Below are 13,108 nucleotides of genomic sequence, written 5' to 3' on the forward strand. Positions count from 1 at the left end.
TGAGCCCTTCTCTATTCTATGCCATAATATGTTCCATTAGGTTTTCGTTAAATGTCTTAGAAGTCAACATTTCAATTTCTTGTTTGTATGGTGCCTTCTTATTATTCTTATCCTCACCAACAAACGGAGTTTCAAGGATCTTCGGAATACTCATAAGCTGTGGATGATGAACGATATAGGATAGTGCGTCAAAGCCAATCTTCCCAAATCCAATATTTTCATGTCTGTCTTTTCTTGAACCACGGTCATTTTTACTATCATTAATATGGAGTACTTTTAGTCGATCAATTCCAATGATCTTATCAAACTCACTAAGAACCCCATCAAAATCCTCAACAATGTTATAACCAGCATCATGAATATGACAAGTATCGAAGCAAATAGATAACTTCTCATTATGTTGGACCCCATCGATAATCATTGCTAATTCCTCAAAGCTTTTCCCACATTCAGATCCTTTACCAGCCATGGTTTCTAAAGCAATTTGAAGCTTTTCATTTCCTGTTAGAACTTCATTGAGACCTTCAATAATCTTTTTAATCCCCGCTTCTTCCCCAGCTCCGACATGAGCTCCAGGGTGTAGGACAATTTGTCTGGCACCTATTGCCTCTGTACGTTCTATTTCTGATTTTAAAAATCGAACACCAAGGTCAAATGTGTCTGGGTTTGTTGTATTTCCAATATTAATAATATATGGAGCATGAACAACAATGTCTTCTAAATTAATCCCGTTTAATTCCATATGTTTTTGACCAGCTTCGATGTTTAAGTCTTCTATTTTCTTTCTTCTTGTATTTTGAGGAGCGCCTGTGTAGATCATGAAAGTATTCGCACCATAAGAGACCGCTTCTGCACTCGATGCAAGCAACATACTTTTCCCACTCATTGAAACATGTGATCCTAGTTTTAGCATTTTCTCCACTCTCCTGCCCTTCTATTTCTTTTTCAAACGGTTCTGCCTTCTCTTAATTTTATCCATTTCAAACTGCATCTTCTTCTTATAGCCCGGCTTAACCTTTGATGGTTTTTTAACAAAAGACTTCGCAACTTTTTCTGCCTCATCAGACTGCTTCGTTCTCTTTTTACGTCTGTTACGGTCCTCAAGCTCTGATAGTTCACCCTTTTTAATATCAATATGCTTAAAAGTTATCCCCAGTTTTTCAAGCCTATTTAATGCATCCTCATCCGATGGCTCATAAACCGTGAGAGCTATTCCCGAATTCCCCGCTCTTGCTGTTCTACCGACACGATGCACATAAAAATCTAGATCAGTTGGAAGTTCATAGTTAATCACATGACTAATTCCTGGAATATCAATTCCTCTTGCAGCCAAATCAGTAGCCACAATATATTGAAATTCTAAATCCGTGATTTGCTTCATCATCCGCTTACGTTCACGAGGACTCAAATCTCCATGAATTCTACCAACCTTCAGCCCTCTATGAGTCAATGCTGTTGCAACTTCCTCGGCCTTTTTCTTCGTATTTGTAAACACGATTGCTAAATAAGGGTTATATAGCTTAAGTGCCTCATACACAAGGGTTGACTTCTCACGATGCCTTGACGGGAGAAGTATATGTTCAATTTTCGCTGCAGTTAACTGTTTCGGTTCAATATGAATGAATTTTGGATTTTCCATATATTTCTTCAGGAAAGGTTTTAGCTTTTCTGGAATCGTTGCTGAAAATACAAGCATTTGTAGCTTTTCTGGCATTCTGGCTCCAATTTGGTCAACATCTTCTAAAAAGCCCATATCGAGCATTAAATCCGCTTCATCGACTACAAACATATTTGCCGTATGTACAAAAAGGGCTTGTTCCTTTACTAAATCATTAATACGTCCTGGTGTCCCAACAACGATATGAGGTTGAGTTTTGAGCTTTTCGATGGTACGAACCTTGTCTGTTCCACCAATGAAAAGACGACTAGTGATCTCTTCTCCCTCTTCCGCATGTTCGGTTACCTTGAGAACTTCTTGATAGATTTGTGTGGCAAGCTCTCTTGTTGGTGCAGTGATAACAGCTTGTACCTCTTGCTTAGTATGATTAATTTTATGGAGCACTGGTAACACATAAGAATGTGTTTTCCCTGTTCCTGTTTGAGATTGTCCAATCGCACTTTCACCTTTTAGTACGGTTGGAATCAATCTTTCTTGAATTTCAGTTGGTTCATAAAATCCAATGGCTTCAATTGCCTTGTTTATAAATGGTTTTAATTGATACGCTGAGAATTTTGTCTTCGTCATTTTTAAAGCTCCTTCAGTTTTGGTAAGGATGTCCATACCCATCATGTAATTATAATAAAGTTCTTCCTAAAGTGCCACCTACAGTTCACTTATCCCACATTATTATGTTTTACGAATTACAGGATTTTCAAACAAACTCATAACTAATCCTTATTCACCTAGACCAAATCTTTATTTGTTGCATAGGGTATAAGAGGGAAAATTATGAAAGGAGGGTGTTCGTATGCCACCAAGACAACCATTTCCTGTTCGTGGAGGGATGCCTCAACATTTGCCTGGATTTGGACGAAACCAAATGAGACCGATGATGAACCCTGCGAGAATGGGAAATATGGGAATGCCCAGAGGCCCTATGGGAGTGAATGCTTCAAGAGGGATGAGGGGGGCGACTAGAAAAAGCGGCGGAGGTTTACTTGCAAAGATCCTCGGCAAAGGTAACTCTCAAGGTACTCAAGGTGCCCAAGCAGGCATGCAAATGTTTGGAAATGCTTCTCGCTCTGCAGCACCAGCTACAAGTAGTGGTGGGCTGTTAAAATCATTAACAGACCCTACAGCAATTACAGGATTCCTAAACAATACACAAAGGGTGTTAAATACTGCTCAGCAAATCGGACCGATGGTACAACAATACGGTCCAATTGTAAAAAACTTACCAGCGATGTGGAAATTATACCGTGGTTTAAATGCAGCAAGCACAGATGACGAAACTACGGATGATTCAGACACAAATTCTACCAACACAGAGCAAAAGACAGAATCAAAGGCAAAAACCAACCAAAAACGCACAAAGCCAGTGGAGACAGATGATGAACAAGAAATACATTCTATAGAAATTGACGAGAACGTTTCTAAAAGATTAAAAGGAAAATCGGTGCCTAAAATATATGTATAAAGGAATATGCTCAGAGCATATTCCTTTTCTCCTCTTTGTATAATCATTATAGATTATATATAATGATAGAATAAGCATGCTAAAAGGGGAGAGCCAACTATAATGAAAGTTATAAAAATATCGCCCCGTGGCTATTGCTACGGTGTTGTTGATGCGATGGTTATCGCAAGAAATGCAGCACTGGATAAAACATTGCCACGGCCTATATATATATTAGGGATGATTGTACACAACAAGCACGTAACAGATGCTTTTGCTGAAGAAGGGATTATTACGCTAGATGGACCAAATCGAAAAAAAATACTAGAACAAGTAGATAAAGGGACTGTTATTTTTACTGCCCATGGAATATCTCCTGAAGTCAGAGAGTTAGCGAAACAAAAAGGACTTGTTACCATTGATGCTACCTGTCCCGATGTAACAACTACACATCAGCTAATTGAAGCTAAGAAAAATGAGGGTTACCAGGTGATTTATATCGGTAAAAAAGGACATCCCGAACCTGAGGGAGCTTTAGGTGTTGCTCCTGACATCGTACACCTTGTTGAAACAGTAGGAGATGTGGAATCATTAGCTATTCAAGCTGACAAAATACTTGTCACGAATCAGACAACAATGAGTCAGTGGGATGTTGGCCATATTATGAAGAAAATTGAAGAAAAATATCCACATGCAGAATTCCATAAGGAAATTTGTATGGCTACTCAAGTTCGACAGGAAGCGGTTGCCGAACAAGCTGGTGAGGCTGATGTCGTTATCGTTGTAGGAGATCCAAAAAGCAATAACTCAAATCGACTCGCACAAGTTTCTCAAGAAATTGCAGGTACCGTCGCATACCGAATTAGTGATATATCTGAATTAGATATCACTTGGATTAAAGATGCACAAACAGTGGGCGTAACCTCGGGTGCATCAACACCAACCCCTATTACGAAAGAAGTCATTGCCTTTATCGAGCAATTTAATCCTTTTGATGAATCTACATGGACTCGTGAGAAAAAGGTACCCCTTCAAAAAATATTACCTAAAGTAAAAAGATAATATCAAAGAAAGCCACGAAATTTCTCGTGGCTTTCCTTTTTCTTACACAAATTGAAACGGATCTGTATGAATGGTTGAAGCAAAAATATTCACGTTATATCCTTTTTGCTTACACATCTCGGTAAGCTTTTTTGCCACTCCTTGCTTCATGACCTTTTCTACATTGTGTCCTGGATCAATGATATTTAATCCTAGCATCATGGCATCATGTGCAACATGGTAATACATATCACCCGTTATATATACATCAGCACCTTTGAAGCTAGCCGATTGAATATACTTATTTCCGTCTCCCCCAAGCACGGCAACCGTTTTTACCTTAGCGTCTAAATCCCCAACGACTCGAACCGCAGGTACATCTAACGCTTCTTTTACAAAGTTCGCAAATTCTCCGAGTGTTGTTTCGTTAATTTTCCCGATCTTACCCAAACCAAGCGGCTTTGACTTATTTTTTAGTGGGTACACATCATAAGCTACTTCCTCGTATGGATGTGCTTTAATCATAGCCGAAAGGACCTTCTTTTCTAGTTGCGCTGGAAGTACGGTTTCTATCCTAGCTTCTTCTACTCGCTCAACTTTCCCTATTAGCCCAGTGAAAGGATTTGTCCCCTCTAATGGAACAAACTCTCCCTTTCCTTCAGATGTAAAGGAACAGTGAGAGTACTGCCCTATTGAACCTGCTCCAGCATCACCTAACGCTTTTTTTATATCCTCTTCATATCCCTTGGGAACATAGACAACAAGTTTAAGTAATTCTGAGTCATAAGTGGGTACAAGAACTTCTGTGTTAGTTAGTTGTAGGGCATCTGCTAGTAAATCATTTACCCCACCTTCTGCAACATCAAGATTCGTATGTGCAGCATATACAGCGATATCATGCTTGATTAATTTCTCAATTATTCGACCTGTTGTTGTATCCGTCACAAGCTTTTGAAGAGGACGATAAATAAGTGGGTGATGAGCAATGATCAATTGAACATTATTATGTATGGCTTCATCCACGACTTCTTCAAGTACATCCAACGTAATCATTACATTGGATATTTTCGTGTTTAACTTCCCAATTTGCAAACCAACTTTATCCCCTTCTAGTGCGAGATTCTTAGGGGCAAATTGTTCAAAAAGGCTTATGATTTCATGTCCATTTACGGTTTTCATCTATCTAAAACCTCCTTTGTCATTGAAATCTTCTTTTGTAATTCCATTTCTTTTTCTCGTTTTTCTTGCGTTTGCCTTGACTGGCTCAGTTGCTCTAGAATCCGTTCCCAGTTTTTCTGTTCAGCCGTCCACTTCTGAATAAAAGCCTCATTTTTTTGTCTACTTAGAAAAGGACCAAAAAGTAATTCACATTCCATGTTCTCCGTATAAGCTAACTTGGGATCCCCTTTTTCAGCAACCAAGATTTCGTAAATTTTCCCGTCCTCTTCCAAAATGGCTTCATTCGTGAGGCTCCATCCATTTTCAAAAAGCCATAACCGAATGGATATAGCACTAATATTTGGTTGAAGGACAAGCCTTTTTACGCCCTCAAGTTTTTCCTTTCCTTCTTCAAGAATAGTAGCAATAAGCGCGCCACCCATCCCAGCAATTGTAATACATTCTACTTCACCTGCTTCAATTACCTGAAGACCATTTCCCTTTCGCACATCAACTTTTTTCGATAATCCTTCAATTTCTACTTGTTTTTTTGCGGATTGAAAAGGGCCTTCAACGACCTCACCTGCTATTGCATAGGTTACTTTTCCCGCCTTCACTACATGACAAGGAAGATAGGCATGATCAGAGCCAATATCAGCTAGGATCGCACCCTCAGGAATAAAATCAGCAACTGCGTTTAGCCTCTTTGATAATCTTTCAACATTCATTATAGAAACACCAACTCTTTATTTGATTACATACAGTATAAAAAAAGTCCTTCACATATGCAAAGGACTAAAACGCTTACTTATTTAAGTTCCAATAACCAATCAGCCATTGCTTCTTCGTTACCTGCCGCTAGACCTCCTGGCATCGAACCTTTACCATTCACTAGGATCTCTTGGATTTCCTCTTTTGAAAGTTTGTCACCAACACCTGTTAAAGCAGGACCAACGCCCCCTTGGTATGCATCCCCGTGACAACCAATACAGCCCGCAGTCTTATAAATATCTTCGGGATTGTTTGAAACCTCTTCTGTCTTTTCTCCACCATTTTTTTGTTCTGCAGCTAGTTCCTTACTGTCACCTAAGCCTTTAAATGAAAAAAGGAACATTGCAGCAATACCAAGAACCATGATTAAGACAAATGGAATAATCGGATTGCGATTCATGCTTTTCCCTCCCTTATGTAAGTACATCAAAAACTATGTAAATATAGAATACAAACAATATCTATTTTACTTGAAAACGGCCAGAAGGAAAAGTACTAAAGTAAACTTTGTCACATTAAGTTCTTAAATTAGACAAAACCTCACTTCTTTTTGTGAGGTCTGTCATAAAGTTGCTAGCAACCAATTGCTCGTGCAATCACCATACGTTGAATCTCCGAGGTACCTTCACCAATTTCGGTAAGTTTTCCATCACGCATGTAACGTTCTACATGATAGTCCTTCATATACCCGTACCCTCCGTGTATCTGTACAGCCTGGTCAGTGACCTCCATACAAATTTCAGAAGCGTATAGCTTACACATGGAGGCTTCCTTTGTAAAAGAGCGTCCTTGGTCTTTTAACCATGCTGCTTTAAATACCATATTTCTAGCCAGTTCAATCTTCATTGCCATGTCTGCAAGCTTAAACTGAATCGCTTGGAAATGTGACAATGCTCTCCCAAACTGTTGCCTCTGCTTTGCATAATTTAATGCCTTCTCATAGGCTGCTTGAGCAATACCCACTGCCATTGCACCAATTCCAATCCTTCCACCATCAAGAGTAATTAAAAACTGCTTAAAGCCCTCTCCACGCCTTCCTAGTAGGTTCTCAGTGGGTACATGAACATCTTCTAGTACTAATTCGGTCGTATTGGATGCATGAAGTCCCATCTTTTCATAATTGTTAATGACTTGAAAACCGGTTGAATCAGTAGGTACAATAATAGCACTAATTTCTTTATTTCCATTTTGTTCACCAGTTACCGCTGTAATTGCTAAATGCTTGGCATAACTCGCATTTGTAATATAACATTTATTACCATTGATAACAAACTGACCATTTTCCTCAACAGCACTCGTTCTTGTTCCCCCTGCATCTGAACCAGCATTTGGCTCAGTTAATCCAAAAGCTCCAAACGATTCACCTGTACAAATGGGGATTAAGTATTTCTTCTTTTGTTCTTCTGTACCAAATAAGTGAAGGGGCGCTCCCCCCAATGAAATATGAGCTGAATACGTAATTCCAGTAGAGGCACATGCTCTACTTAGCTCCTCTGTCACGATCGCAAAGCTTATTGTATCCGCTCCTCCACCTCCATACTCTTCAGGAAACGGAAGCCCCATTAACCCTAAGTCTGATAATTTCATAAACACATCACTCGGAAACTTCTTATTAAGGTCTCTTTCTAGAGCACCTGGTGCAACTTCTTCATTAGCAAACTCTCTAATTGTTCGAAGGATCATGCTTTGTTCTGATGTTAAATCAAAATTCATGTTTTTCTCCTCCTTAACGTAAGGTGAAATCGCTTTCAAACCTATTATATAAGGAGTTTAATAAGTTTCTCAACATTTTAAATTTTTTAATAAATAATTGTTATATAAATATAGATGCTACTAACAATAACAAACCTAACAGAGAAGAAATTGTAAAGTACATTAAATTTGCTTTACTGCCAATGACAAACCAAACCAGACAGTTTAAAATAATGGTTATATAAAGGCTCACTTGATTATCTGGAAAAAAATACGTAACTAGATCTACAGAGCATAACAAAACGATTAGGGCAGTAGAGATCATCGGAACGATCAAGCCTGTCGCTTTTCTAAGAAAGTAAAAACTTATTCCAAATCCAAATAATATCAATAAAGAGTAAAGAGTCGTTTGCAAAAAGAAAGATAATTCAGTAAAATATATAAATATACCAATCGGAATCAGCAGCAATGGAGTATATGAGAATAATCCCCTCCAATCAATGCTATTTTTCCTTACTTTTTTTCCGTTCATTTGTTTTCCTTCTGTATATAAGGCTAATAGAAAATTACAATATTGTTCAGGAAGAAGCTTCGATTCCTTCCAATAATGAATTTCTTTTATAATGATTTCTTTCCGATTATTACTCATACCTTTTCCTTTCTCTGGCTGAACATAAAAAATAGTTTACCTCTATTGTAAGAAGTAAACTATTTTTAGACAATCATTTTATTCTAAGAAGTCCTTCAAGCGCTTGCTACGGCTAGGGTGTCTAAGCTTCCTTAACGCTTTCGCTTCAATTTGTCTTATACGTTCTCTCGTAACACCAAACACTTTTCCAACTTCTTCTAAAGTTCTCGTACGGCCATCATCCAGTCCAAAACGTAGTCGTAATACATTTTCTTCACGGTCGGTTAAAGTATCAAGCACATCTTCAAGCTGTTCTTTTAATAGCTCATAAGCAGCATGCTCAGAAGGTGATGTAGCATCCTGATCTTCAATGAAATCACCTAAATGTGAGTCATCCTCTTCCCCAATAGGAGTTTCCAATGAAACTGGTTCTTGAGCAATTTTTAGGATTTCACGAACCTTATCTGGAGTAAGATCCATATCTTCACCGATTTCTTCCGGAGTTGGTTCACGTCCTAAATCCTGAAGTAGCTGACGCTGTACTCGAATTAATTTATTGATTGTTTCAACCATATGAACGGGAATACGGATTGTTCTTGCTTGGTCTGCAATTGCACGAGTAATTGCTTGTCGTATCCACCAAGTAGCATACGTACTAAATTTAAATCCTTTGCGGTAATCAAACTTCTCAACCGCTTTTATTAATCCCATATTACCTTCTTGAATTAAATCAAGGAATAACATTCCACGACCAACATAGCGTTTTGCGATACTAACTACAAGACGCAGGTTTGCTTCTGCAAGTCGGCGCTTTGCTTCTTCGTCGCCTTGTTCGATACGATTAGCAAGTGAGATTTCCTCTTCTGCAGACAATAAGTCCACACGACCGATTTCCTTTAAATACATTCGGACTGGGTCATTAATCTTAACACCTGGTGGTACACTTAAATCATTTAAATCGAACTCTTCTTCACCTTTAGCAAGCTCCTGTATATTGGGGTCACCATCTTCAGATTCACCCACTAATTCTACACCTTGTTCACCTAAAAATTCATAAAACTCATCCATTTGATCAGAGTCTACATCAAAATTAGCTAATTTTTCTGCAATATCGTCATAGGCTAGAACCCCTGTTTTCTTCCCAACCTCTGTTAACTGATCTTTTACTTGTTCTAGGGTCAAATCTGAATCAACCTCTTTTGAACGGGCCGATTTTTCAGCCATATGTACCCCTCCTTCCAAAGTCAAACAACCATCTTAAGCTTTTAATGTCTTGCGCAATTGGATAATCTCCATCGCAATTGCTGCAGCCCTTCCATAATCCTTTTGTCTCTCTGCTTCTTTCTCTTCTGCTTCTTTTTCTTTTATTTTTAACATCTTTTGATAATTCAACACCTGCTTAATATAATCGGAAAGCTCTTGATCGCTTATTTCTTCAGCAATTGCCATCATTCCAATATCTGCAACTATTCGTCTAAGCTTTTCATCTTTTATATATGTTAAGAAGTCACTCGGATTCGGTTGGAACCCCTTTTCATAATACCCATACAAATACGTAATGATTGCTTGATGCTCATCAATATTAAAGGGAGTACCATTTAACAAATCCTGCACTTTATATGCTATGTCGGAATCCTTCAACATATAAGCAATTAAACGTCTTTCGGCAGTTTCAAAAGCAGGTTTTAGTGTGGAAGTTTGTTTGATAATCACATCTTGATTTCTTTTCTGAACATATTGCTCACGATTTCCCTTTTTGTTCGCAAAGAAAAATTGTTTTTGTTGTTGCTTTAAAGCATCAAGCGAAAGGGAAAATTCACTTGCTAGCTGTCTTAAATAGTGATCTCGTTCCACTACCTTTTCAAGTAGGCTTATTTCCTTTAATACTTCTTCGATATACTGGAGGCGAATTCCTTCATTATTTAAATCCTTTCCTCTTCTTAAATATCGAAGTTTAAAATTCATTAATGTGACACTAGCAGATAGTATCTCGTTTTGAAATTTTTCTTCACCATTTTGGCGAATGAAATCATCAGGGTCCATTCCTTCGGGCAAAATCGCCACCCGTACCTGAATTCCTGCTGAGTGAAGAAGTTGACCAGCACGGTGAGCAGCCTCAATACCAGCATTATCTCCATCGTAACAAACCGTAACTGCTTCAGCACGTCGCCTAATCGAAACGATGTGATCGTCAGTCAACGATGTTCCCATCGTAGCAACCCCATTGTGAACACCTGATCGATCTGCAGCAATTACATCAGCAAACCCTTCAAATAATACAATTTGATTTGTTTTTTTTATGCTAGCCCTTGCTTGGTGAAAATTATATAAAATTTTACTTTTGTTAAAAATTGCTGTTTCAGGACTATTTAAATATTTAGGCTCATCTGCCCCTAGTGATCTACCTGAAAACGCAATTGTATTGCCTTTGTGGTCTAATATAGGAAACATAATGCGGTCTCTGAAGCGATCAAAATAGGTTCCATCACGTTCACGCTTAATTACCAACCCAGCCCTTTCCATTACATCAGGGGGATAGTTACGTTTCGATAAGAATTTGTAAACAAAATCCCATGAATTTAATGAATAACCTATCTGAAATTTAGCAATTGCTTCGTTTGTAAAGCCTCTCGATAATAGGTACTCAAGGGCATGTTGACCGTCTTTTGTATTTACAAGCAAATGATGATAGAATTTACGTAATAAATCGTGAGCATCAATCATTTGCTGAAAATCATTCGGGATCGTCCTAGAATGGGTTTGAGAAGACGATTCGATATGTAGCTCAACATTTCCTTTTTCAGCTAGCTTAATTGCCGCTTCTATAAACGAGACACCTTCTTGTTCCATTAAGAAAGAAAATGCATTTCCACCTGCTCCACATCCGAAACAATGATAAATTTGCTTATCCGGCGAAACGGAGAAGGATGGAGAATTTTCTCCATGAAAGGGACAAAGTCCAAAATAATTACGACCTTGTTTTTTCAGCTGAACATAGTCGCTAACCACGTCCACTATATCAACCGCCTGGCGAATTTCATTAATTTTATCCTCTGGGATACGTTCTGCCATGAAAAACAACTCCAGGTATTAGTGAGTAATTCGCGATAAATTATAGATTTCCTGCAAATTTCGACAAAATTCTATAAAAATTTTTCGCAAAATCATCTCGGTCATTTTGACCAAAACGTTTGGGTCCTTTTGAGTGTACCCCTTGTCGTCTAGCTTTCGCGGCAAGATACCTCATATCAAGAGCAAGATTAATATCTTTCTCTTCGTATACATTCCCCCTTGGAGAAAGAACATAAACACCTTTATGCAGGAGAGTCGAAGCTAACCCGATGTCTTGGGTTACCGCAAAATCTCCTTTACCCACATGGTTCATGATATATAAGTCAACTTCCTCCTTACCCGTATCGACATATTTCCATGTTCCTGCAGTTTCTGTGGTGCTTATGTGATTATAAGATGCAACAAAAATTACTTCCAATGAAAAATTCGACGCGATTTCGACAATTTCCTGCTTCACTGGACAGGAATCTGCATCTACAAACACCTTCGGTAAACCTAATGTACTATTAATTCTACATCACTCCACATATTCCTTCTTATTTGGAGGAATAACTTAACGGAAAAGCCTTTGTCGAATTTTTTTAAGACGAGTTTCTTGACTTCTGACAATAAATAGTTTATTCGTTCATAGTGAAGTCTAAACCTAATCTGATACATTTTTATCACAATTTTTTATTATAGTATATAAAAGTCTATTTTTCCATTACTTTTTTTAGATTGCTCCAAAATATAAAAAAGAAATAGCACATAAGTTTATGCGCTATTTCAGTTATTTATCCTCTTTTTAAATAACGGTTTAAAATAACATTAGCCGTTTCCTCAACAGCTTTATTTGTTACATCGATCACATGACATCCGATTCTTGAAACAATTTTATCAAAATACTCTATCTCTTCCTTAATTCGTTCAATATTTGCATAGCTTGCTCGGTCGTTTAACCCCAATGAAAGAAGTCGTTCTCGCCTTATGTTATTTAGTTTTTCTGGACTTATTTTTAACCCGAAACATTTCTCTGCAGGTACTTTGAATAATTCCTCAGGAGGGTCAACCTCTGGAACAAGTGGAACATTCGCCACTTTAATCCGTTTATGAGCCAAATACTGTGACAATGGAGTTTTCGATGTTCTCGAAACTCCTACTAAAACGATATCTGCTTTTAAGATTCCCCGCGGATCCCGACCATCATCATACTTAACTGCAAATTCAATTGCTTCAACCTTTTTAAAATAATCCTCATCCAGCTTCCTAACTAAACCAGGTTCAAATAATGGCTGCTTACCACAAATATCTTGTATTTGGTCAATTAGAGGTCCAATTATATCACAGGCATAAATTCCTTCTGCCTTCGCCGTATCCCTCATATAATCCCGCATATCTGGCTTGACAAGTGTATAGGCAACCATCCCACCGTCTAATTTCACAAGTGAAATCACTTCGTCAATATTGGATTTATCCTCTACATATGGAAACCTTTTGATTGTGACCTCTTGTCCATCAAATTGGCTTATCGCTGCTTTTGTCACGAGCTCTGCAGTTTCTCCTACAGAATCAGATACCACGTAGACGATTGGCATTTTCCCCATACTTCCTCATCTCCTACTTCAATTGTAATAAATCTTATGTGTGCGAA

Annotated in this window: 13 protein-coding genes; 2 read left to right on the plus strand and 11 right to left on the minus strand. The window is 38.1% G+C overall.

Annotated elements, in window-relative coordinates:
* Nucleotides 1–16 precede the first annotated feature (16 nt).
* Both BKO01S_RS05065 and BKO01S_RS05070 read right to left on the minus strand, forming a co-directional pair.
* Nucleotides 17–913 carry a deoxyribonuclease IV gene (locus BKO01S_RS05065; RefSeq protein WP_066049735.1) on the minus strand — a complete coding sequence of 299 codons (897 nt, stop codon included), beginning with the start codon at nt 911–913 and terminating at the stop codon, nt 17–19.
* Nucleotides 914–934: 21 nt separating this feature from the next.
* The gene (locus tag BKO01S_RS05070; protein ID WP_066050554.1) at nt 935–2,245 is read right to left on the minus strand and encodes a DEAD/DEAH box helicase; all 1,311 of its coding nucleotides are present in this window, start codon (nt 2,243–2,245) and stop codon (nt 935–937) included.
* A gap of 223 nt (nt 2,246–2,468) precedes the next feature.
* Here BKO01S_RS05070 and vrrA point away from each other — a divergent pair, with 223 nt between their 5' ends.
* Entirely contained in the window at nt 2,469–3,137 is a 669-nt protein-coding gene (gene vrrA, locus BKO01S_RS05075) for a VrrA/YqfQ family protein (protein WP_066049740.1), read from the plus strand.
* A gap of 102 nt (nt 3,138–3,239) precedes the next feature.
* Entirely contained in the window at nt 3,240–4,178 is a 939-nt protein-coding gene (locus BKO01S_RS05080; RefSeq protein ID WP_066049744.1) for a 4-hydroxy-3-methylbut-2-enyl diphosphate reductase, read from the plus strand.
* Nucleotides 4,179–4,220: 42 nt separating this feature from the next.
* On the opposite strand, the gene BKO01S_RS05085 is transcribed toward BKO01S_RS05080, so the two are convergent.
* The 9 genes from BKO01S_RS05085 to BKO01S_RS05125 all read right to left on the minus strand — a co-directional run bounded on the left by BKO01S_RS05085 (nt 4,221) and on the right by BKO01S_RS05125 (nt 13,061).
* Nucleotides 4,221–5,336, minus strand: a complete 1,116-nt coding sequence (locus BKO01S_RS05085; protein ID WP_066049747.1) for a Nif3-like dinuclear metal center hexameric protein — start codon at nt 5,334–5,336, stop codon at nt 4,221–4,223.
* The gene (locus tag BKO01S_RS05090; RefSeq protein ID WP_066049750.1) at nt 5,333–6,043 is read right to left on the minus strand and encodes a tRNA (adenine(22)-N(1))-methyltransferase; all 711 of its coding nucleotides are present in this window, start codon (nt 6,041–6,043) and stop codon (nt 5,333–5,335) included. The genes BKO01S_RS05085 and BKO01S_RS05090 overlap by 4 nt, the downstream gene beginning before the upstream one ends.
* 80 nt (nt 6,044–6,123) lie before the next feature.
* Nucleotides 6,124–6,486 carry a cytochrome c550 gene (gene cccA / locus BKO01S_RS05095; RefSeq protein ID WP_066049753.1) on the minus strand — a complete coding sequence of 121 codons (363 nt, stop codon included), beginning with the start codon at nt 6,484–6,486 and terminating at the stop codon, nt 6,124–6,126.
* A gap of 173 nt (nt 6,487–6,659) precedes the next feature.
* Nucleotides 6,660–7,799, minus strand: coding sequence for an acyl-CoA dehydrogenase family protein (locus tag BKO01S_RS05100; RefSeq protein ID WP_066049756.1), 1,140 nt, complete (start codon nt 7,797–7,799; stop codon nt 6,660–6,662).
* A 100-nt stretch (nt 7,800–7,899) separates the two neighbouring features.
* A complete protein-coding gene (locus tag BKO01S_RS05105) occupies nt 7,900–8,427 on the minus strand; it encodes a hypothetical protein (RefSeq protein ID WP_066049759.1) in 528 nt (175 codons plus the stop codon).
* A 78-nt stretch (nt 8,428–8,505) separates the two neighbouring features.
* Nucleotides 8,506–9,630 carry an RNA polymerase sigma factor RpoD gene (rpoD, locus tag BKO01S_RS05110; RefSeq protein WP_066049762.1) on the minus strand — a complete coding sequence of 375 codons (1,125 nt, stop codon included), beginning with the start codon at nt 9,628–9,630 and terminating at the stop codon, nt 8,506–8,508.
* 33 nt (nt 9,631–9,663) lie between these two features.
* The gene (gene dnaG / locus BKO01S_RS05115) at nt 9,664–11,478 is read right to left on the minus strand and encodes a DNA primase (RefSeq protein WP_066049765.1); all 1,815 of its coding nucleotides are present in this window, start codon (nt 11,476–11,478) and stop codon (nt 9,664–9,666) included.
* Nucleotides 11,479–11,518: 40 nt separating this feature from the next.
* Nucleotides 11,519–11,962, minus strand: a complete 444-nt coding sequence (locus tag BKO01S_RS05120) for a YaiI/YqxD family protein (protein ID WP_232311173.1) — start codon at nt 11,960–11,962, stop codon at nt 11,519–11,521.
* A gap of 289 nt (nt 11,963–12,251) precedes the next feature.
* Nucleotides 12,252–13,061 (minus strand): pyruvate, water dikinase regulatory protein, encoded by an 810-nt coding sequence (locus tag BKO01S_RS05125; protein WP_066049769.1) that lies wholly within the window; start codon nt 13,059–13,061, stop codon nt 12,252–12,254.
* Between the last annotated feature and the right edge of the window lie 47 nt (nt 13,062–13,108).

Source organism: Robertmurraya korlensis NBRC 107688, from assembly GCF_001591645.1.
Taxonomy (GTDB): domain Bacteria; phylum Bacillota; class Bacilli; order Bacillales; family Cytobacillaceae; genus Robertmurraya_A.